At 41.8% G+C, this 22,139-nt stretch carries 22 protein-coding genes; 15 read left to right on the top strand and 7 right to left on the bottom strand.

What is annotated here, in order from left to right; all coding sequences use genetic code 11:
* Positions 1 to 82: 82 nt before the first annotated feature.
* The 3 genes from VIM89_RS15635 to VIM89_RS15625 are packed head-to-tail and all read right to left on the bottom strand — an operon-like array spanning position 83 to position 3,622.
* A complete protein-coding gene (locus VIM89_RS15635) occupies positions 83 to 1,840 on the bottom strand; it encodes a CocE/NonD family hydrolase (protein WP_488157108.1) in 1,758 nt (585 codons plus the stop codon).
* Positions 1,841 to 1,856: 16 nt separating this feature from the next.
* Positions 1,857 to 2,564 (bottom strand): LytR/AlgR family response regulator transcription factor, encoded by a 708-nt coding sequence (locus VIM89_RS15630; RefSeq protein WP_488157107.1) that lies wholly within the window; start codon positions 2,562 to 2,564, stop codon positions 1,857 to 1,859.
* Complete coding sequence (locus VIM89_RS15625) at positions 2,561 to 3,622, bottom strand: sensor histidine kinase (RefSeq protein WP_488157106.1); 1,062 nt, start codon at positions 3,620 to 3,622, stop codon at positions 2,561 to 2,563. The genes VIM89_RS15630 and VIM89_RS15625 overlap by 4 nt, the downstream gene beginning before the upstream one ends.
* 240 nt (positions 3,623 to 3,862) lie before the next feature.
* Between VIM89_RS15625 and VIM89_RS15620 the strand changes: the two genes are divergently transcribed.
* Both VIM89_RS15620 and VIM89_RS15615 read left to right on the top strand, forming a co-directional pair.
* Positions 3,863 to 4,261: a hypothetical protein gene (locus VIM89_RS15620; RefSeq protein WP_488157105.1), complete on the top strand. Its 399-nt coding sequence runs from the start codon at positions 3,863 to 3,865 to the stop codon at positions 4,259 to 4,261.
* 122 nt (positions 4,262 to 4,383) lie between these two features.
* The gene (locus tag VIM89_RS15615) at positions 4,384 to 5,496 is read left to right on the top strand and encodes a glycosyltransferase family 4 protein (protein ID WP_488157104.1); all 1,113 of its coding nucleotides are present in this window, start codon (positions 4,384 to 4,386) and stop codon (positions 5,494 to 5,496) included.
* Between the two features lie 64 nt (positions 5,497 to 5,560).
* Here the strand turns inward: VIM89_RS15615 and VIM89_RS15610 are convergent, their stop codons facing one another.
* Positions 5,561 to 6,382, bottom strand: coding sequence for an SDR family NAD(P)-dependent oxidoreductase (locus VIM89_RS15610; RefSeq protein ID WP_488157103.1), 822 nt, complete (start codon positions 6,380 to 6,382; stop codon positions 5,561 to 5,563).
* Positions 6,383 to 6,711: 329 nt separating this feature from the next.
* On the opposite strand from VIM89_RS15610, the gene VIM89_RS15605 reads away from it, so the two are divergent.
* Complete coding sequence (locus tag VIM89_RS15605; protein WP_488157102.1) at positions 6,712 to 7,173, top strand: carboxymuconolactone decarboxylase family protein; 462 nt, start codon at positions 6,712 to 6,714, stop codon at positions 7,171 to 7,173.
* A 197-nt stretch (positions 7,174 to 7,370) separates the two neighbouring features.
* On the top strand, positions 7,371 to 8,438 hold the full coding sequence (locus VIM89_RS15600; protein WP_488157101.1) for a YEATS-associated helix-containing protein: 1,068 nt from the start codon (positions 7,371 to 7,373) through the stop codon (positions 8,436 to 8,438).
* 3 nt (positions 8,439 to 8,441) lie between these two features.
* Here VIM89_RS15600 and VIM89_RS15595 read toward each other — a convergent pair whose 3' ends face one another.
* Positions 8,442 to 9,107 (bottom strand): FAD-binding oxidoreductase, encoded by a 666-nt coding sequence (locus VIM89_RS15595; RefSeq protein WP_488157100.1) that lies wholly within the window; start codon positions 9,105 to 9,107, stop codon positions 8,442 to 8,444.
* 159 nt (positions 9,108 to 9,266) lie between these two features.
* On the opposite strand from VIM89_RS15595, the gene VIM89_RS15590 reads away from it, so the two are divergent.
* The 8 genes from VIM89_RS15590 to VIM89_RS15555 all read left to right on the top strand — a co-directional run bounded on the left by VIM89_RS15590 (position 9,267) and on the right by VIM89_RS15555 (position 16,421).
* Entirely contained in the window at positions 9,267 to 9,941 is a 675-nt protein-coding gene (locus VIM89_RS15590; RefSeq protein ID WP_488157099.1) for a response regulator transcription factor, read from the top strand.
* On the top strand, positions 9,942 to 11,192 hold the full coding sequence (gene porY / locus VIM89_RS15585) for a PorY family sensor histidine kinase (protein WP_488157098.1): 1,251 nt from the start codon (positions 9,942 to 9,944) through the stop codon (positions 11,190 to 11,192). It abuts the gene before it with no gap.
* A gap of 137 nt (positions 11,193 to 11,329) precedes the next feature.
* Positions 11,330 to 11,881, top strand: coding sequence for an RNA polymerase sigma factor (locus tag VIM89_RS15580; protein WP_488157097.1), 552 nt, complete (start codon positions 11,330 to 11,332; stop codon positions 11,879 to 11,881).
* A gap of 11 nt (positions 11,882 to 11,892) precedes the next feature.
* Positions 11,893 to 12,711: a HEAT repeat domain-containing protein gene (locus VIM89_RS15575; protein WP_488157096.1), complete on the top strand. Its 819-nt coding sequence runs from the start codon at positions 11,893 to 11,895 to the stop codon at positions 12,709 to 12,711.
* Between the two features lie 12 nt (positions 12,712 to 12,723).
* On the top strand, positions 12,724 to 13,575 hold the full coding sequence (locus VIM89_RS15570) for a DUF4097 family beta strand repeat-containing protein (RefSeq protein WP_488157095.1): 852 nt from the start codon (positions 12,724 to 12,726) through the stop codon (positions 13,573 to 13,575).
* Between the two features lie 10 nt (positions 13,576 to 13,585).
* Positions 13,586 to 14,404: a DUF4097 family beta strand repeat-containing protein gene (locus VIM89_RS15565; protein ID WP_488157094.1), complete on the top strand. Its 819-nt coding sequence runs from the start codon at positions 13,586 to 13,588 to the stop codon at positions 14,402 to 14,404.
* A gap of 18 nt (positions 14,405 to 14,422) precedes the next feature.
* On the top strand, positions 14,423 to 15,850 hold the full coding sequence (locus tag VIM89_RS15560) for a serine hydrolase (RefSeq protein WP_488157093.1): 1,428 nt from the start codon (positions 14,423 to 14,425) through the stop codon (positions 15,848 to 15,850).
* Between the two features lie 136 nt (positions 15,851 to 15,986).
* Complete coding sequence (locus tag VIM89_RS15555) at positions 15,987 to 16,421, top strand: LIC_13387 family protein (RefSeq protein WP_488157092.1); 435 nt, start codon at positions 15,987 to 15,989, stop codon at positions 16,419 to 16,421.
* 57 nt (positions 16,422 to 16,478) lie between these two features.
* Here the strand turns inward: VIM89_RS15555 and VIM89_RS15550 are convergent, their stop codons facing one another.
* The gene (locus tag VIM89_RS15550; RefSeq protein ID WP_488157091.1) at positions 16,479 to 17,261 is read right to left on the bottom strand and encodes a hypothetical protein; all 783 of its coding nucleotides are present in this window, start codon (positions 17,259 to 17,261) and stop codon (positions 16,479 to 16,481) included.
* Between the two features lie 260 nt (positions 17,262 to 17,521).
* Between VIM89_RS15550 and VIM89_RS15545 the strand changes: the two genes are divergently transcribed.
* The gene (locus VIM89_RS15545) at positions 17,522 to 18,649 is read left to right on the top strand and encodes a redoxin domain-containing protein (protein ID WP_488157090.1); all 1,128 of its coding nucleotides are present in this window, start codon (positions 17,522 to 17,524) and stop codon (positions 18,647 to 18,649) included.
* Positions 18,650 to 18,993: 344 nt separating this feature from the next.
* Here the strand turns inward: VIM89_RS15545 and VIM89_RS15540 are convergent, their stop codons facing one another.
* Positions 18,994 to 20,289 carry a DUF885 domain-containing protein gene (locus VIM89_RS15540; RefSeq protein WP_488157089.1) on the bottom strand — a complete coding sequence of 432 codons (1,296 nt, stop codon included), beginning with the start codon at positions 20,287 to 20,289 and terminating at the stop codon, positions 18,994 to 18,996.
* A gap of 138 nt (positions 20,290 to 20,427) precedes the next feature.
* Between VIM89_RS15540 and VIM89_RS15535 the strand changes: the two genes are divergently transcribed.
* Both VIM89_RS15535 and VIM89_RS15530 read left to right on the top strand, forming a co-directional pair.
* Positions 20,428 to 21,558, top strand: coding sequence for a mechanosensitive ion channel family protein (locus VIM89_RS15535; protein WP_488157088.1), 1,131 nt, complete (start codon positions 20,428 to 20,430; stop codon positions 21,556 to 21,558).
* 152 nt (positions 21,559 to 21,710) lie between these two features.
* Entirely contained in the window at positions 21,711 to 21,989 is a 279-nt protein-coding gene (locus VIM89_RS15530; RefSeq protein WP_488157087.1) for a hypothetical protein, read from the top strand.
* The last annotated feature ends 150 nt before the right edge of the window (positions 21,990 to 22,139 follow it).

Raw genomic sequence — 22,139 nt, 5'->3', positions numbered from 1 at the left:
TATAAAATTATATCATATTCAACAGGCTGATTTGTAACAAAACCGGACGCGTTAACGTCCGGTTTTGAAATGAAGGTCAAACCTATTCCCCCGAAAACAAGGCCTTCTTCCCTGCCCCAGCCCACACCGGCACACTCACAAAACTATCATTATACCACTTTATCTTCAGCGGCTTTCCTGCATCAGCAACACTATCTTTGCTGACATCCTTCCCTGTACCATAGTTAACCTGGGCAAATGGGTTTTTATCGATATTTAAAACCACCAGCAGGCGGCTGCCTTTGCTCAGCTGCCGGCTAACCATCCGCGTTCGGTTAAACGGAATGCTTTCTATTTTGCCGGGGTGCAATAAAACCCTTTTAGACATATCCCTGGCATAGCTGGCCCGGCCTAAAAAGTAGGATAGCTCAAAATATTTCCCCTCCGGAGTTACTTCATATAATACCACGGTAACATCCATATCCTTTTTATTGATCATGGCTTTTAGTTCCCCAGTAAATATTCCATTAACCTGAACTGGCCGGTCAAAAGGCTTACTGATAAAGAAAAAGCCATTACTGCGGTTAAGCGAATCTTTGATGATAGGAAACGGATAATAATCGCCATAGCTGGTATTGCGGTCGGCCAGGTCAACCGTTTCATTTAATGACCCTTTTTTAAGCGGTTTTGTTGGTGAAAGCCTATAATTATTCCCAATTTTTGCATCCGTCAGATACAGCTTTAATCTCCTGTCAGCCATTTTCGATACCGACGGCGCGTGCATCCATTTATTGGCTCCCATCACTTCGTAGTTCACTTTATCCTTTAGTATTTCGGGCTTTTTGGCTCCTTTCATGATATAGTCGAACCACTGAAAAGTGATCTCCTTGGTTTTAATTAAGGCTACTGAATCAACCTTATAATCACGCAAAACAGGTACTCCCCCGCTTTGCGTACCAAAATGATCATACGGACCTATGATGAGGTAATGATTGGCTTTGGGATTATATTTCAGGTGTTCGAGATAGTAATGCATTCCTGATATCTGACCGTCATCATAATAACCTTCAAAAGTGAGCACGGGAATATTAATATGCGCAAAGTCTTTCTGATAAGGCACCATGTGCTGCCAATAGCTGTCGTAATCCGGGTGTTTTAGCCAGCGCTGGAGCCAGGGGTTAGGCGTGCCATCCACACTATCGATCTTATTATAGGCAGTGCCGCTGTTAAACCAGTTAAAATTAAGCGAGCGCCACCGTTTCGGATCATCGTAAACTTTATTGTCCAGGTATTTATTATCCGTGACGTAAAAAGCCCAACCGTAATTAGCATTGATAAATACATTGTTTTCCATAGGCAAGCCCAAACCGGGGATAGCTGCCACGTAAGGCACAATGGTTTTCAGTGCCGGGTGCACACGATGTTTAAGGCCAGCCCACTGGCTAAATCCTAAATAGCTGCCATTGTACATGCCTACCTTTCCGTTGCTCCATGGTTGCCTGCTTATCCAGTCGATGACTTCATAAACATCTTCCTGTTCATTTTCATAAGGCTCTACTTTCTCAGGGCTCAGTCGTTTGCCGCGCGTATCGGCTACCATGCCCACATAACCATGATCTGCGGCTAATTTTGCCTCCCGGATACTGGTTGCTGTATTGGCATAGATGGAAAACTGAAGCGCCGTAGGCTGCGGACCGGCCAGGTCCTTCCGGCGGACAACCGTTGCAGATAAAATATGCCCTTGTTTGGTTTTGATCATCACACTGTCGCTGACGATATATTTATTGTCTTCCAGCCTGTTTTGGGCAAAAAGAGTAGTGTACCAGCCTAAAAAGGCCAGCAGGAATGTTATTTTTTTCATCTTATTTTAGATTAATTTAACTTGATTTCAGTCGGTTATTTGCTTTAAATTTTACGGATTGCCTGTCGGATACCTCCAGTAATTTACCATCATGCAGGGTAATATTCAGGCGGCCGTTTTCTGCTTGTTCTATGTGTTTAATAAAATTCGTGTTGATGATCTGCGAGCGGTTAATTCTAAAGAACATCGCCGGGTCAAGCTCCGATTCCAATTGATTCAATGATCGTTTTAGATAAGTGACTATATCCCTGAAGTACAAACGGGCATAATTTTCCATTGACTCGATGAGGCAAATCTCATCCAACCGGATGAAATAGCATTTGTTGCCATCTTTCACAAAGATTTGCTGTTGGGACGGTGCTCTGTTCAGTTTATTCCTCACTTTTTCGATGAGTTTTGAAAAACGCTCGGCTCGTACCGGTTTTACAACGTAATCGAGCACATTTGTTTCAAAAGCTTTAACCGCATACTGATCATAAGCTGTAACAAAGATCACCTCAGGTACCTGCTGCAGCATCTCCAGCAAATCAAAACCTGACTTACCCGGCATCTGGATATCGAGTAAAATAAGGTCGGGCCGATGCTTGTCAATTAGTTGGATGGCCTCGTCTGCGTTTGCTGCTTCGGCAATGATTTCAAAATCAGGATAGACATCCAGCATCCTGCGTAATTCCCCGCGTGCAAGTCGTTCATCATCGATCAATATCACACGTATCTTTTTCATGAGATGACCGGTATTAATAAAACAGCAGATACTATTTCATTGGGCAGCTGTATCAGGGTCAGCGAAGCCTTATCTCCGTATTGCAGCGCTAGCCTGTTTTGCAGATTTTGAAGTCCAACACCTGCTACCCCTTCATTTTTCAGTACGCCCGGATTTTGCACAGTTATTTTCAGGCTGGAATCAACTTCTTTTACCTCTACTTTAACTATTCCGCCATTGATGGATTTTGCTATCCCATGTTTGATAGCATTCTCTGCCAAAGTTTGAATACTTAAAGGCAATACTGGCCAGGTCTCCATATCTTTATCAATGTCTATTTGGAAACATAGCCTGTCCTCAAAGCGTATCTTTTCCAGTTCGAGGTAATCATTTACCAAGGATATTTCTTCGTTTAATGGAATCAGCGTATTGTCTCGTTGGTATAACGAATTTCGAAGCAATTCCGATAACAGATCAATCGCACTGCGTGCATTTTGCGGATCGCTTACAATCAGTGCTTTAATAGTATTTAATGAATTGAAGAAGAAATGAGGGTTTAGCTGTGCAGACAGATTGTTTAATTGTGCTTCCTTAGCTGCCACCTGCAAACGGGCATTTTCCTTAGCGATGCGGATTTGCATCATGGCATAATGGTATAGATGAAAGGCTAGTATCCAGATAGCCATCAGCCGTATACCTGTCGCCAGAACTGTCAGAAAGTTTCGCTGAAATGCAACAACCAGTGCCGGCTCAAGGTGAACATTAAAAAGTAAACGGGCGCAATAATTCTTAATAACAATAAGCACTGCATATATTATCCCGGTTATGATAATAGACGGTAATATCACTCTAAATAATTGTGAAAGGTTCAATTGCGTCCACGACTTTCTATGTGCTAATTGCCGGTAAGCATGGGTAACTCCTATACCAATAATCAGGTCAAACACAAAATAGGTGAATGCCAACCCAATATCGAATCTACCCGAGATGTAAGCATTGAACGCCCAATATGCCGCAGCAAATGACCAACCCAGCAGCTGGCACTTCCAGTATAGCGATCTATTTATCTTTTTGCTCAAAGTTTCTCGATTATCAGGACAAACGAACTAAAAGTAAGCGACAGTTGAAAGAAAAAATACACGAACGCGGAAATTTGGTGATAAGCACTCCTATGTTATAACATAATACATATTATTTCGTAAAAAAGGAATATTAATTTCAGCTATAAAAGTTATTCTATATTGGCATTTTTATAACTAAAACTTTAATCTACTTGGATAGAATTAATAATTTTTCTATTTTGTAGCCGAATTTTATAAATGAAGCATTATAAAAATAATATAGATGTAAATATTTTAGTGCTCTTTATAGCAGCAATATATTTTTTAGTTGCAACCTCTCATATTTTCCTGTTAAAGAACCGCACACGGGCTGATAAAAGGGCCCATGTCCATACGAACATCACGGTTAGTAAAAAAATAGGGCTTTCTTATTCAAAGGTTGATGATGTAAGTCTCATTAAACTGATAGATAAAACAACCGTTGAAAGCAAAAAGACTTTTAATGATCTTATAAAAATTACAGCCGAGTTTTTTCTGATCACTTTATTCGTTTCAGCTACCTGGCTTTTAAAACCGCGATCATTTAATACCCGGCAGTCCGGGCAATTAATAAATTACCAGGATTATTACCTGTCTATCTGCGCTTTAAGAATTTGATCTATAAGCAAGGCAACTCTGCCGTATATAACGGTGTATTTCAGTCGTTATGAATTATGTCATTAAAGCATTAATGACTTTAAGTGTTTCAATTTAACTTAAATCAAATTCTCAAATTTTAAATGAACTCGTCTAAAAACGTTCTTCAGTTTCTGTGTTTCAGATCACCCTATGGAGGAAGTTTCTTTAAATCATTATTAAGGCTGGAACAAACCCTTAAGAATGATGCTGTTGACATGGTGTATTTATTTCACGAAAACGTCTCTGATATACCCTGGGTACAGGGACTGATTGATGAAGGCAAAAATATCTACTTTCTGAGCGGCAATTTTTCCCAGGACATATTCACGATCAAAAAGATTGTCTCCAAACATGATATCAAATACATTCATGCTCACTTTGCGGGCACAAGGCAATTTGCAATGTTCAAAATTGTCAAAAAGCTTTATAAAAGAGATCTCATCATTATCCGCCACTTAAGAAATCACGATAAGCCACGTGGATTTGTGGGTGAAAGCTTACGAAAAGCATTGAATCATGTCGATCTGTATATTGGCTGCAGCGAATCCGTTGCTATTGAATACCGTAAAAACTTCAAGCTCAATAATGGCAAGGTAACCTACGTTACCAATGCTATCGACTTTAACCGCCTGAACAAATACGAAGTACTTTACAGGGGCGATTTTTATATCAGCTCGGATACTACTGTGTTCCTGATGTTCGGGTTCGACTACTATAGAAAAGGGGTTGACGTTGTATTGGAGGCGATGGATGGTTTGGTAAAGCAGGGTCAGGATGTTTGCCTGTTGCTTAGTTTGTCGGTAAACAGGGAGGCTATTGAGTCAAAGATCAAAAACCGTTTCGGTGAAATTCCGGAGTGGCTCAGAATTTTAAACCCGAGGGATGATATCGCTTCCTATTATAACCTGAGCAATTACTTTATCTCCGCAGCCCGCGAGGAAGGTTTTTGCAATGCGCTAGTGGAGGCTGCTTATTGTGAACGGCCAATCATCAGCAGCAATATTCCCGGACCGCAAACGCTGAACATACCGCATACTTACCTGTTCGAGTCGGAAGATATTGCCGGATTACAGAATGCCATGTTATCACTTACCACATTAAGTGAGGATAAGAAGAAGCAAATCATCCTCGAGCAAAAAGCTTATGTGCAAAAGGCCTTCGACCTGGATGTGTGGGCACATCAGATTAAAGGCATTTATCAGACTTTGAATTAAACTGAATCTATGAAAACCATCAGAGGCTTTTAGGCGAATCTAAAAGCCTCTTTTTATTTAACTGTTATTCTGAAATATTAGGACTCGGATTAACAGCATCAACCCTGTGATTTAATGCAGTGGTAGTTCCGCAAGTGATATCAACGGTTACACCTGTTATTTTAGCAGCCAGGTCAGATACCAGGAAGACGGCAAGGTTTGCAATATCGGCCATTGAAGGCAACGTTTTTAACATGGTATCTGCTTTCATTTTATATAGGATGCCTTCCATTACATCGGGCATGGAATCAATGGCACGTTTAAATACAGCAGAATCAGGTGAGCCTCCTGAACGCATATTCACTGCCCGGATGTTATATATCCCCGCTTCCGATGCCAGGTTCTGGTAAAAGGTCTCAATAGCGGCGCAGGCAGGAGCGAAACCTGCGGTATAGGGATAACCTATTCCGCCGGGGGTAGCTGTTAATGACAAGATCACTCCTTTGTTCTGTTTCTTCATTGCTTTTGCCGCAGCAGTAGCTGTCAGGAAATGGCCGCGCATAGCAATTTGCGAAGGCCTTACAAAATCCTCAACCGACATTTCTATCAAAGGCAGATTTTGCACTACTTCTAAACCGATACAATTGAAAGAGATATCAATCGATCCGGCTTTTTTTAAAATGCTATCAAGATGATTATTTACAGATGCTTCATCGAGGGCATCCACTTGTGTGGCTTCAGCTTTTCCGCCAGCAGCAATGATCTCATCTGCGACGTTTTGGACAGATGAGAGATTTCGTCCGGTTAGAAAAACTTTGGCTCCTGCCTGTGCAAATGCTTTGGCAATGGTACTGCCGATAGAGCCTCCTGCTCCGTAGATAACTGCGATTTTGTTATGAAGTGTCATTTTCAAGAATAAAATTGATATACAAACTTAAGAGTTAATAGCTTATAGCAAAGGGCGCACTAATGCTACATTAACCATAAAGATTTGAGATACTCAAAAGGGAAACGACATAAAAGCGCTGTCATCCTGAGCCTGTCGAAGGATATGTGGGCAGGCCTTTACGCACCGCACTTCGACATGCTCAGTGTGACACCCTTACATCAAACATTTATGGGAAAGATAAAATAGTAACATTCTATTTTTAAATTTTTTCTGATTCTATGTCCAATTCCCGGAAAGCCATCAGTTGATAGGATATAAATCAAAATATCAACTTATAATAAAACAAAATGGAACAGAGAATTAATGCCTTTCATAAAGGCCAGAAGGCGCTGAGCGCATTGTATAGCTTAGGTACTTATTTAAAAAACTCGATGATAGAACAGGAATTGTTGAACCTGATCTATTACCGGGTATCCCAAATAAATGGCTGTGCTTTTTGCCTGGACATGCACTCCAAAGATCTATTAGCCAAAGGCGAAGATCAGCAACGGTTATTAGTACTGAACGCCTGGAGAGAGGCCCCATTTTATACCGACCGTGAGCGTGCCGCATTAGGCTGGGCCGAAGCCGTTACCAACATTACCGACGGACATGTGCGCGATTCAGATTACGAAATAGCAAGGGCTCAATTTTCAGAAGAGGAATTGATCGACTTAACAATTGCTACCATAACTATCAATAGCTACAATCGCATCAATATCGCTTTCCGTACTACGGCAGGCACTTATAAGGCAGGGCAGTTTGCGTGACTATCAGAAAAGCAAAAAACACCTTAAGTTTTTAAGGTGTTTTTTGTTAGCGTCTGCAGCTGTTAATATATCATTAAGCTCACCCAATAACACCGTGTAAATAACCCTAAAATACCGTGTTTTAACGGTTGACCCGGCACACCTTATGGTCTAACTTGGTTACAGGAATTAATTACATTCTTTCAACCTTTTTAGCCATGTCATTCCCAGTTTTAGTTGCCATAATGTTACTATGTGGTATTATTGGCGGAATAATTAATTGTATTCTTCCCCAGAATAAGGATACAAATGCTGATCCCCAGGCAAAGGGCCGGACACTTTTTCATTGTATCCTGATTGGGATAGGAGCTACCATATTGGTGCCTTTATTCCTGGAGATAGCACAAAGTAAATTATTGGATAATCTTCGTATGACATGGCAGATCAGATGTTCTGAATGCGTTGATTGCCCGGTTGACTCAGCAAAGAAAGCTGATACCAAAGCGTGTACACAAGCCAGTACCGATACTACAAACAAAAAAGTTAATGACCCGATATTGGCTAAGTTGGACAATATCCAGAAAAACACTAAATCCAATAGTCAAAATTGTATTCCTCTCAAATCCTATCTTCTTTTTGCTGCTTATTGTTTTTTAGCTGCGGCTGCGGGTCCACGGTTTATAAACAATCTGATGGATAGTGTATTAAAAGAAAAGACAATAGAAGAGCTTCAAACAAAAACTAAAGAAGCCACACAGGAAAAGGATAAAGCTGTAGAAGAAAAAGACAAGGCAGAACAATCAAAAGAAAAACTAATAGCCTTAAATCAGTTAAATGCCAAACAAGCTGAGGCAAATGTAATACCCCAGGTAGTACCGAAAAATATGTTGGTTGCCGGGCAGTTGCCACAAATAGGAGCAATTACCAATCCTGATGATCCACAAAAAGGCAGGTTTGGAGGTAAAAGTGTGAACAATGGCAGGGCTTTGAAAGCAACTGTTACTAATTCACTGATTCCGGATTTTTATAACGTGACCATATGGGTTGAAAGCACAGATAATGACAGACCACTAGATAGCGACGTTGTTTTTTATCTTCATGATTCGTTCAGGCCATCTGTTTATAGCATAAAGGTAAATGAATTTGAAGACGGCAAAGCTATCGACAAAGATATACTGTCTTATGGCGCGTTTACCGTAGGGGCAGTAACGGACAATGGTCAGACATTACTTGAGTTTGATTTGGCCGAGCAGCCAGAGTTTCCGAAAAATTTCAGAGACAGGTAACACTTATTTTTCGAACACTACAGCCTCGGCATTGGCTCCAAGTTCAACCAGTGTGTCATTGATCTCCTGTACCATTTCGTCGGGACCGCAAACATAAAAATGCTTGCTGAAATCTTTGACTTCGGCTTTTAAGAAATCACTATCGATTTTACGCTGGTCGTATTGACTATCTTTTTGACGTGTGATGGTGAAATGCGCATTCTTCCCGAGCATCGATTCGAGTTCCTCTTTCAGAATAATATCCTTATCCGTTTTATTGGAGAAGAATAATACATTATCAGCAACTTTTCCATCCTTATACAAGTCGCGCAATATGGCAATGAACGGTGTGATACCCGCTCCACCGGCAATAAAATAACCCGGGCCTTTATATTCAATTGCACCCCAGGCATCGCTGATGATCACTTCATCACCCGGGCCTAATTCACTCAAATGATGGGTAACACCTTGCGGATTCGTATATATCTTGATCGTAAATTCCAGGTGTGGAGCTTCTGTCAGGCCTGTAAAGGTGAACGGATGTTTATTGTCCTTCCAGCCTTCCTGGTTGATTGACAGATCGGTTGCGTGTCCCGGCACAAATTCAAAATTCGACGGCCTTTCAACAACAAAATGTTTTACATCGTGGGTAACATATTCAGTCGAGATAATTTTTACGATATGATCCATAAGTGTGATGATTGATAGAAGAACGAAGTTAGGTCATCCAAAGCGGATAACAACCTGAAAAACAATTATTGAATACAAAAGTTGCAACTTCATTTTAAAAACAGAATTTGTTTGTAGACTTGTTGGTTACAGAGTGGTAAATCCCCTGATCTGAAACCATTGAAATTTTTGATCATTGAGGACGAAGCGGGGCTTCGTCAGAACATAGCCGACTATCTGAATGACGATGGTAACATTTGCGAATGCTGCGATTCGTTAAAATGTGCTATTACCAAATTATCTGATTATGTATATGACTGTGTATTGCTTGATATCGGGTTACCCGATGGCGAGGGTTTTGCCGTGCTCGATTTCCTGCGAAATAATCTAAGAAACGAGTCAGTGCTGATCATTTCGGCAAAAGGGTCGCTTGATGATAAAATAAAGGCCCTTAACATCGGCGCTGATGATTATTTAACCAAGCCATTCCACCTGGCCGAGTTGAAGGCAAGAGTAGAAGCTGTTTACCGCCGCAAAACCTTTAGCAGTAACAACACTATAATTTTCAATGAAATATCAGTCGACCTGAATGGCAGAAGTGTGGAAGTAAACGGGAACAATGTGACCCTTACCCGGAAGGAATTCGACATGTTGCTTTATTTTATTGCCAATAAAGGGAAAGTGATTTCAAAGAATGCCATTGCCGAACATTTGTGGGGCGATGAGATGGACGTACATGATCATTATGATTTTATCTACACCCACATTAAAAATCTGCGCAAAAAACTAATGGATGCTAATTGTAACGACTATATTAAATCGTTGTATGGTATTGGGTACAAATTCAAGGCATAAATGAAGCTTTCAGATCACTACAATAAGGCTAGTATTATTACAACCATCTCGGTATTGCTTGCCGGCGGGGTGATCTATTTTTTTGCCATCACTTTTATATCAAAGGTGCAGCTCGACCGCGATCTGACTGAAGAAATTGACGAAGTAAAAGAGTACATTAATGGTAACAACCGCTTACCCACACAGGTTGAGTTTGATGAAGATGTGACCACCTTTATAAAAACTGACCAAACCGCTTTTAAAAGAAGGTATTTTGATACGGTCTATGTCAATCCAAAAGAAAAAAAGCAGGAAGAGGGCCGGGCGGTTGAAGACCTGATCTTTTTTGGCGGCCAGCATTACAAGGTGATGGTCACTGAGTCGAGAGAAGCCACGGAATATCTTGTGCAAATAATTGCCCTGATCACGCTTGTGCTGATGATCGGGTTGCTTGTCACCTTATTTCTTACTAACCGGTATTTACTTCGCGGACTTTGGAAGCCTTTTTATAACATATTGAGTGAGCTGAAGGCATTTAATATCTCGGAGCCATCAGATTTCAATTTGCAGGATAACAAAGTAGATGAGTTTGCTGAACTGAACCAGGCAGTGCAGATCATGTCTGAACGGATAAAAAATGACTTTCAGCATCTAAAGCACCTAACTGAAAATGCATCGCACGAAATGATGACGCCGCTTGCTGTGATTACCGCAAAGCTGGATACACTAATCCAGGACGAATCATTAAATCCGGCACATTACGACCTGATAAATGATATTTATCTGGCTGCAGGTAAACTATTGCGATTAAACCAGACTATGTTACTGCTGGTAAAGATCGAGAATAAACTGATAGAAGGCAATGAGGTTTTAAGACTGGATAACCTGATCCGCGAAAAACTGATACACTTTCAGGAGTTACTTAATACAAAGCATATCACCGTTACCGAAAAACTCATTGAAAAAGAATTTTTTGCCAGCAAATACCTGGTAGATATATTGCTGAATAATCTGTTCAGCAACGCAATACGACATAATACCCCTAACGGCCAGCAATATATTACCCTTACGCCGGGTAAACTCATCATCCGGAATACCGGCGCACTAAAAGCATTGGATGCCGGGACTATTTTCGACCGGTTTCAAAAGGGCAGCCAATCAGAAGGCACAGGTTTGGGACTCACCATTGTAAAGAACATTTGCAACCTTTACAATTGGCAAGTCTCCTATTATTTCGATCAATCGCTCCATACGTTCGAGATAGTTTTTTAATTATTCCTGCCTCTCTGATGGTTGCCTTTTTGATGATGAGAGAGCTAATGTTTATGCTTCTTTAAAAAATTCTTATTTTTCTGTAACCAATTTTTTTTTCAGAAGTCTCCACTATAAAATTATAACAAACAGACTGTTTGAATTCACTTAGCGATAATGCGATCATGCTCCGGGTGAAAGCCGGGGACCTGGATAGAATGGGCCTGCTGTTCGAGCGGCATCACCGTTCACTTTATGGTTTCCTGTTTCACATGACGTATCAGCGCGAGGCGAGTGAGGACATGGTGCAGAACGTATTTTATAAGATGCTGAAATACCGACACACCTTTACCGGGCAGGGTGAGTTTGTGGCATGGATGTTCCAGATAGCGCGCAATACGCTGAAGGATCAGGCTAAAAAGAAAAAAAATAAAATACAGCAACTGTCTGCTGAGGAAATGGAAGACCGGCTGCCCGGTGGCATAAGTGCTGACGAGCAACTGGAAAAGAAACAGGATAAAGCAGGCCTGTACAAGGCGATGGCCAGCCTGAGCGAAGATCACCGGGAAATATTGACGCTAAACCGGTTGCAGGAATTGAAATATGGTGAGATAGGACAGATACTGGGAATATCCGAAGTGGCTGCAAAAACAAGGGCATTCCGGGCAATGCAGGAGCTGAAGAGTATTTACAGCAAAATGGAACGTTAAAATTGAAAGAGATGATGTGCGAAAAATATGAAGACAAACTGATCGGGCTATTGAACAATGAGCTTACCCCTGCCGAACAGGCGGAGCTGGAAAAGCATCTGGCTGAATGTCCCGGCTGCAGCGAAGAGCTGGCCGGACTGAGAGATGTTTGGGATATGATGGCCGAAATAGAAACACCTGAGCCATCATCACATATGCGTGTAAAGTTCCAGGCGATGCTGGATACCTATAAAGAGTCGGTTGAGGATGTAAAACCAGGTATTTGGAGCAGCATCCGCGAGCAGTTTAGCAAGGTATGGCAGCTGCAAACCCGCTGGCCGATGGCTTATAGCCTGATGATCATATTAGTAGGCTTTGGATTAGGTTACTGGCTGTTTTCCTCAGGAAAAGGCGGTAAGCAGGAAGAACAATTGCAGGCGCTTAGCTCGCAGGTGCACGAGTTAAAACAAACCATGATGCTGGCCTTACTGGAAAATCCGTCGGCATCTGAAAGAATAAGAGGCGTAAGCTATACCAGCGAGATCAAGCATGCAGATAAGGAAGTGATCGACGCGCTATTAGCTACGCTGAATAATGACCCGAATGTAAACGTTCGTTTGAGCACTTTGGATGCCCTGTCGCACCTTGCCAATCACCCGGAAGTGAGGGAAGGCTTGATCAGGTCCATCGAGAAGCAGGATTCGCCCATCATGCAGCTGGCCATTGCGGATGTGATGCTGAAACTGCAGGAAAAGCGATCGGTTAAACCATTTGAAGATCTGTTAAAACAAAAAGACCTTAACCCTGGGGTGAGGGACAAGATCAAGCAAACCATAACACAACTTATTTAAAATAAAGAATTTATGAAGCGATTACTAATACCCGTTTTAGCCGGGATGGGCCTTTGTTTTGCCCAAATTTCCGCCTCAGCGCAGGAATATAAAACCCACATCAGCAAGGAGTTTACTTACCAGAAAGGTATGGTAGGTATTTACAATCTCTTTGGTCCGGTAAGAGTAGAAGGTTATTCAGGCAATAAAGTTCTGATGGAAATTGATGAAACCATATCGGCCGATGATCAGCAAACTGTGGAACAAGGCAAAAAAGAATTTAAACTGGAGTTTGAACAAAAGCCGGACAGCATTATAACTTACATATCCGAACCGTGGAACACCAAACCACATCAATATTACAGGTATAACGATCATCGCCATATCGAATATCGTGTAAAGCTGGAATTTGTAGTGAAGGTTCCTTACAATGTCGACCTGGATGCATCGACAGTAAATGACGGTGACCTTTATGTAAAGAATGTATATGGCACATTGAACATCAACAATGTAAATGGTAAGATCGATATTGTGAATGCCAAAGGAGCCACCAGGGCCCACACTGTGAATGGCGGTGTAACAGTAAATTACCTGGCTGTACCGCCGGATGCCTCATCCTATTATACCATCAACGGCGAGCTAAAGGTCACTTATCCTTCAAGCCTGGCTGCTGATGTATCCTTTAAAAGCATGAACGGCCAGTTTTATACTGATTTCCAGGATGTGGAGGTGATGCCGAGCAGGGTCACTAAATCCGAAAATAAAAGCGGCAGTACCACTACCTATAAACTGAGCAAACTCTCCGATATACGCTTCGGCGCCGGTGGCAAGTTATTCAAATTTGAAACCCTTAACGGGAATGTATATATTAAAAAGCAAGACTAAATAACAGAAAATGAAGACGACAAGAATTATAAGTACGCTGGCAATTGCCCTATTTTTAAGTGCAAATGCCCGGGCGCAGGAAACAGCAAAGGAACAAATGGTGGTGCCATTGAGCTCGCCGGGTAAACCTTTCAAACTGGAAGCCCACCTGGTAGATGGATCTGTCACGGTGAATGGATATGAAGGCAAAGACGTTGTAATAGAAGTAATACAAGCCGAAAAACGCCATAATGAAGACCACAGCGGGGGCGGTATGCACCGCATCAATGGCGGCAACAGCGCCGATATACAGGCCGAGGAACATAATAATGAAGTAGACATTAACGCAGCAGCCGGCAGGGCAGTTAACCTGGTGATAAAAGTTCCGATGACGGAGGGCAGCTTCAAATTCGGCACGGTAAACGGTGGTAATGTAAGCGGCAGTAATCTTAACGGAGATTTGGAAGTTAGCAATGTAAACGGTGGCATCAAACTGACCAATATAGCTGGTTCGGTAGTGGCCAATACGATTAATGGTAGTGTGGTTGTGACTTTTAAATCGATCGACCCTAAAGCTGCGATGGCCTATTCTACCCTGAATGGCAATGTGGATGTTACTTTCCCGGCATCACTGAAAGCGAATGTGAAACTGAAATCAGACCGTGGAGACGTATTTACTGATTTTGATGTGGCTACCGACATGCACAAGCCCGAGGTTTCAAAAAGTGATGGCAAAGGCATGTACAGCCTGAAGATTGAGGATTGGGTGTATGGCAAAATCAATGGTGGCGGTCCGCAGTTGCTGATGAAGACCACTTACGGGAACTTATATATCCGCAAAGCAAAGTAAACATCCATTAGCCCTATCATGAAGAAGCTTGTTTTTCTATTCCTAAGTTTAATTGCCTGTTGCCTGTGTAATGCGCAAGAGAAAAGCGGGACACCGGAGCTTTCTACTAAAGAAGCAATTGAACATCTGCAAAAAGATATTCCCCGCTTAATGAAAGAAGCCAATGTGCCGGGAATGTCAGTAGCCTTGATCCGTAATGGCAAAATGGTTTGGAGCGGGGTGTACGGTGTGATTAGCAATAACACTCACCAACCGGTTACTAAACGGAGCATATTTGAAGCGAATTCATTAAGTAAACCTGTTTTCGGATATGCGGTGCTTACATTGGTCGATCAGGGTAAGATTGACCTGGACAAGCCGATCTATCAGTATATGGATAGCGGCTACTTTGATAAGGCATGCACCGATCCACGGTTTAAACTGGTGACTGCAAGGATGATCCTGAGCAATTCAAGCGGGATCGGTTTTTCACCGGATTATTCAAATGATAAATTCGTTATGAATTTTAATCCCGGGGAGAAATTTCAATACTCTCCGCAGGGATTTGGCGAGCTGGCACTGGTTATTGAGCATATCACCCAAATGCGGCTGGAAAATTTTATGAAACAAGCCATATTGGGCCCGCTGCATATGGATCAAAGCAGTTATGTATGGGAATCAAGATATGACTCGCTAAGAGTTTACCGGCACGACTGGCGGGGCAGCACCGATACAACCCGGGGCAAATGGCAACACGGTGCTGCCTGCTGTAGTCTGCAAACCAATGCCGAGGATTACTCTAAAGTAGTGATCGCCATAATAAATGGTGAGCTTTTGAAAAAAGCCACCTGGCAGGAAATGCTGAAACCACAGATCAATGCCGATAAACGTTTCCCGAACCTATTTTGGGGCTTAGGCTGGGGACTGGAGAAAACCCAGGCAGGCGAATGCTTCTGGCACTGGGGTGATGGGGGCAGAAGCAAGGATTACATCACAGGAAACCTGTCCACAAAAGACGGTGTCGTATTCTTTGCCAACAGCGAAAACGGATTATCTTACGCCAAGGAAATGCTGGATGACGCCATAGGTGGCGAGCATCCGGGTATTAGTTTCTTAGGGTATGCCCGCTATAATTCACCATCAACGGTTTTATTAAAATCGATTTTGGCCAATGGTGCAACACCGGCTTTGAAAGATTACCTGGATAAACGAAAAGAAAAGATAGAAGAGAACAGTATGAATGCCGTGGGCTACCAGTTATTGTCTGTAAAAAGGCTGGATGATGCCATCGCTGTATTTGAGCAAAACACAATAGATTATCCTGCATCGTTCAATACCTGGGATAGTTTGGCAGAAGCTTACATGGATAAGGGCAACAAGGAATTGGCTATAAAATATTACAAGAAATCGCTTGAACTGAATCAAAATAACACCAATGCGGTAATGCAATTAAAAAAGCTGGAATAGTCAGTAGTGAATAGTCAATGGTGAATTACGGAATCATTTGTCGCCTGTAGTTCAATTTCCCAACTACAACAACCAATACAACACTCACTATTGACTATTCACTACTCACTAAGTAAATTGCAGTAAAAAACCAATTATGAAACCTAAGATCTTATTGCGAATTGCCGCGATATTAATATTCATTCATGCAGTGCTGCATACCTATGGTTTTAACACCTGGAAAGAAGCGCCGGATGCTACTTACAAAACCATTGTTGACGGAATGACCGGGCATAAATTCCCTTTTATGGGTGCAGTACGTTCACTGGGTGACTTTTACGAGGGCTTTGGCTATGCCAGTTCGATAGCGCTATTCCTGATAGCTATTGTTTTGTGGTTTGTTTCGGGCGAAACAGAGCGCAGTACAAACTTGTCCAAGAAAATCATCTATGCTGTTGGGGTTGCTTTGGTAGCATGGGGCATAGATGAGCTTATTTATTTCTTTCCGTTTGCAGCAGCCATCACATTAACGGCGGCGGTATTAACGCTTTTATCCGGTTTTGTGATGAAAAAGAACAGTCAGTTCAATTAACAAACTGTCATTGCAGGGCGACGTAGTATTACTCCTGCAATGACATATTAAATTTTATTACTGTATCCGCTTATATATTTCGGTAGTTTGTACGCCTGCCTTTTGATCATCGATCACCTGCGAGTACTCATCCCTGCCTTTCATCGTGATCTTGATAGAAAACTTATGTCCAACAAGCGCGGTATGGCTCGACCATTCTTCTTCTTCAGTCAACGTATCGCTTTTAAAGCTAAATGTTCCGTAACCAAAGCCATTTTTGAAAGTCTGATTTGCCCCGTTTGATAAAGGGTAACGGTGAACGAACATAAAATGCCCACCCCAGAATATCTTAAACTGGGATTCATTGCCCTTAGTGGTGTCTTTACCTTTTACCCAGAAGTTTTTATCCAGTTTCCACAACCCATCCAGCACCGAAGTATCCGAACCGGCTACTCTTGAATAGTTTTCTGTAAGGCTCCATTTTACACCCTTTATTACAATTAAATCGGGGATTACCTGTGTATAGCCTGAGTCTTTACGCATAACTGTCAAGCTGAAGGTTTTTGATGAATCAAGGTAACCGCTGCTGTAAATATTGCTTTCCGTTATCTTGTTGCCAGTGTCCAGTTTGTAGGAGCCCGCACCGAAGCCAACCGATGAGTCAGCCGCCATACCTGCCCACATAAAGTACTTATCGGTATAAATTTTCATTTGAGTGCGCTTGTACACGGTATCCTTCCCCCCACCACTGGCCATTTGCTTATCCAGTTTATAAACACCCGCCTGAGATACTTTCTCTTTTTTCTTACATCCATAAATTATGCAACTTAGTAAAGCCGCAAGTATTAAAATCTTTTTCATGTTGATTTAGTTAAATGGTGAACGAAAAATTATTGCGATCTTGATAGTGTTAGGTACGATGGAGCGTTTTTGGGTCGGCTACCAGTCGGCGAAAAACGCTCCCAGCAAGGGTATATAAATACCATTTATCGGGGGTTTCATACGGTTAAAATTTAGTTGAATTGGTATATTAAATTTACGAATAATATATCTGACAATAAAATATATAATTTTGATAAAAACCTATCAGTTTAATTTCGTTCTGACCATATAACCTACTTATGAAAAGGCAATTATTATTTATATGTATCCTATTACTACTGATCAGTTCAATCAGCTTTGCCCAGGTTGAACATAAAACTTTAGAGATCGGGGCCAGTGCGCCGGACTTTAAGTTGCAAGGCATCGATGGCAAAACTTATACCCTGGAATCTTTTAAAAATGCAAAAGTCTTAGCTGTAGTTTTTATATGTAACCACTGCCCTACTTCACAGGCCTATGAGAAAAGATTGATCAAAATGACCAGCGATTATGCACCAAAAGGAGTTAGTGTGGTAGCCATCAATCCAAATAACCCGTCCTCACTACGTTATGATGAGTTGGGCTATAGCGACGTAGGTGATTCTTTTGATGAAATGAAGATAAGAGCGCGCGATGCACATTTTAATTTTCCTTATTTATATGATGGCGAAACGGAAATTGCCTCAAAACAATACGGACCGGTATCAACGCCGCATATTTTTATTTTTGACCAGGACAGAAAGCTGCGTTACCAGGGACGAATTGATGATATGGAGAACCCGGACAAAGCACCTATAAATAACGACGCCCGCAATGCCATTGATGCTGTACTGTCCGGAAAAGAAGTACTCGTTAAAACCACTAAAGTGTTTGGCTGCTCCGTTAAATGGATTGAAAAGAAAGACTGGATAAAAAAGGCCGAAGTGCAATGGGCCAAAGAACCCGTAAGCTTGCAACAGGTTGACGAAAAAGGTCTTGCTGATCTGCTAAAGAACAAAACCGATAAGTTAAGGCTCATCAATGTTTGGGCGACATGGTGCGTGCCTTGTGTTCAGGAATTTTCGGATTTGGTTTATCTTAACCACCTTTACCGTGATCGCGGGCTGCAGTTGGTTACTATTAGCTCCGATGATACGAAAAGCAAAGATAAAGCCCTGGCGTTTCTGGAAAAGAAACAGGCTTCGGGTTTAAATTATATTTATTCTGGTGATAGCAAATACAAAATGATCGAAGCCATTGATCCAAAATGGCAGGGTGCCTTACCTTACACCATCATTATAGAACCAGGTGGTAAAGTTATCTATGCTAAAGAAGGTGCTTTTGATGTGGAAACGCTGAAGAAGGTGATATTTGATGATCCGATGATTGGGAGGATATATAAGAATTAGTTGTATTGGTTGAAGTGGTTGTAATGGTTGTATTGGTTATATTATTGACGACGTAATATCAAATGAACCCCGTCAACAGACCAACTTCGGCCGAAATCAATCAAAACAATGGTGGCCCGTGCGGTGGAAAGGGCATTAGCAAACTTTGCTGAAGCGAGGGGAATGAGCGAACGATAGTAGGGCAAAGTATTGCAGCCGTGGTTTTGATTGATTGCAGGGCAAACGCCTGTGCGTCAAAGAAGCAAGTGTCTGTTGACTTGATTTTTTGTTACTTTTTGATCAAGCAAAAAGTAAAAGAGCCTCAGTGGCAATTGAGCTGAACGGCTTATTAATTGAACCCCAACTTAGCTCCGAGCCCAAAACACATTCTCCTTCACCATAAACAACGGCAACGAGCCATGATCTAAAACGCGGTTATGAAACTCATGGATATCAAAACTTTTGCCTTGCTGTTTTTGTAGCTGTTCCTTCCAATGAAGTATTTGTAACGCACCATATTTATAAGTAACCACCTGCGCCGGCCAGCGGCGAATGCGGGCGATCTCACGCATGGCAATATCGTCCTGTCCGCGGATATTCTTTTTCCAGAACTCGAGGGCTTGCTGATCTGTCCAGCCATAATAATTTAATCCAACATCCAGCGGCACACGCACTGAGCGGACAATATCCCACTCCCATTTGCCTAACTCATCATATGGGGTTTTGTATACGCCCAGATCTTTGCCTAACTCCTCCGCGTAAGCACCCCAGCCTTCAGCAAAACCCATGTAAAAAAACAGGTTCTGCACATCAGAAACTTTGGTTTCAGCAACAATGGACGATTGATAATGGTGCCCCGGAACCGCCTCGTGAATAAACAGCCAATCGATTTGCCGTTTATTATAAGGTTTGTCAAAAAGATTATAGTAAAAAGTATTGTTATCGTAATAGCCGGGTGTTTGGGCTAATTGCTTGCTGTCACCTCTTTCAATTTTCAGGTTAGCAATTTTAGTTTGACTGAACAGTTTGTGAAGATTAGCATAAATGATCGTCTTGTCATTCTCAAAAGCAGCCTGCACCGCTTTTGGATCACTGATGAAGAAAGACGGATCATTTAAGTGCTTATAAAACTCATCCTCGCTCAAGCCGGTCTGTTTCCTGATCGCTTCTATGTGGTTTTGCACCCGTTTTACCTCACCCAATCCAAATTGATAAATCTGATCAGGCGTCACCTCATCATTTACCCAACGCTTTAATAAATAAGCATACCATGCTTTACCGTTTGGAATAGTGATGATGCCTTTCTTTGAGATTGTATCTGGTTTATTCTTCAACCATTGTTTCTCCAGCGCTATTCGTTCCAGGTTCAAGCCGGTTTCATAGCTAATGAGTTGGTAATCCGTCTTTTCTTCCGGCGTTAAATCATTTGGCTTAAATGAAATTAATTTTGATTTGACCGATTTGAAAAAATCCTCCTGCTTCTGAACGCTTTCTATCGAACCTATATGCTGCAATCCGCTTACATAACTCAACTCCAGATCGGGCATATGGAGAGCTTGGTACCCTTTTATAAAGTCTTTAGAAAAATCATTAAATTTCTGCTGTGCTTTTACAATTGATATTGACAGCATTAACACCAGGCATGTAAAGAGTTTTTTCATGTGAGGGGGATTTAGGAAATAGACCAATCGAGCTAATAGTTGTTACAGGAATAGCAAAAATCCCCCGTTTAGGGTTATCAGTTAAACAAAATCATTTTGTCCACGTTGGTTTAACTGAACACTCTGCCAGAAATATCTATGGATGAATTGCTGAAATCGTGGTCGCAACAATTACAACCATGGGCATGGAACCTGTGCGTGGTTGGGTCAGCGCTGGTTATTGGCTTTATTATTAAGCTCATCATTACCGCTGTCCTGCATTTTTACAAAAACAGGAAAGACTATTCTCTTTTCAAATCCATCATTACCCACCTTGGTCGCCCGCTGAATTTTTTTGTGCCGCTGCTAATGCTTAATTTCATGACCCCTTTGCTCGAAGTAAGCAAGCTTTGGTATACTACACTCGACAGACTTATTGATATACTTGTCATTATCGCCTTTGCCAATTTGCTCATTTGTACCTTTAAGATATTTGAGGATTATGTTTACCATCAATACGACATCACCTCAGAAGACAACCTAAAGGGCCGCAAAGTGCGTACGCAGATGATCTTTGTGCGTAAGGTGATTATTATTCTCATTGTGGTAATTACCATTTCCGTTATCCTGCTAAGTTTCAATAGCGTTAGAAAGATCGGCGCGGGATTGCTAACCGGTGTCGGAGTTGGAGGTATCATTATTGGTTTTGCAGCACAAAAATCGCTGGGTAATTTCCTGGCGGGAATGCAGATCGCTTTTACACAGCCCATACGGATTGATGACGTGCTGGTGGTTGAAGGAGAATGGGGACGTGTGGAAGATATCACACTTACTTACGTTGTTTTAGCCATCTGGGACCAGCGGAGGTTGATCTTGCCCATCACTTATTTTATCGAAAAACCATTCCAGAACTGGACGCGGACTACCTCGCAAATATTGGGAACCGTGTTTTTATATGTTGATTATACCTTCCCGGTAGATGAACTACGGGAAGAATTGAACCGGCTACTTAAAACAAACAAACTCTGGGATAAACGAGTGGGAGTATTACAGGTGACCGACTCAAAAGAGCATACTATTGAGCTTCGTGCGCTGATGAGCGCCCGTAACTCGTCTGATGCATTTGATCTGCGGTGTTATGTTCGTGAAAATTTATTGAAATATATTATCGCTCATATGCCGCAAAATTTACCTCAAAGCAGGTATCAGCGGAATGAAATGGAATGGGGTAATGTTGGTGACAACACCAACATTGGCGGAGGAATTTCGGGGGATAATAAAGTCGTGTAACATATAATTTACGAGCGCAAGAAAAAAATCTGATCGTCGCTTATGAACAATTTGTGTCTTAATTCTGTTAACAATTAAATAATCAGCTTGCTGAACTAATTTAAACTTATTTTATTAATTTAACAATCCCACACAACTAAACAACAGACCCTATGGAAACAGCAAACTACTCTACTTTTCTGGGCCAGATTTTAGATAAACTACGCCCTGGTGATTTGAACCTCAAAGAAAACAGATTGGCTATTAAGGCACGCGTCGAACATTTGTTAACCGAAACCGGTTTAAGCAAAGCAGAACTGGGATTCCGCATCCGCCGGGAGATGGTCACTTTGCGCTCATGGCTGGAAGGCACCCGCGACCTGACCGTTGAAACGCTACAGGAGCTTTGTCAATCGCTGCATATTTCTTTGGGCGATTTGGTTCTGGAATAGCACATATCGTACCTACGGCACGGATACATTATTCAATTATTTTCTACCGACATTTGGCTCCTATGGAGCCGTTCGGGTTTGGCATGTTGCCTGATGCAATTCGTCAAAGCAGGAAACCTGCGCCATAGGTGCTAAATGTTGGTAACATAA

The sequence above is a fragment of the Mucilaginibacter sp. genome (assembly GCF_036568825.1).
GTDB lineage: Bacteria > Bacteroidota > Bacteroidia > Sphingobacteriales > Sphingobacteriaceae > Mucilaginibacter.
Note: the sequence above shows the minus strand (reverse complement) of the source record. Positions and strands in the feature narration are given on the sequence as shown.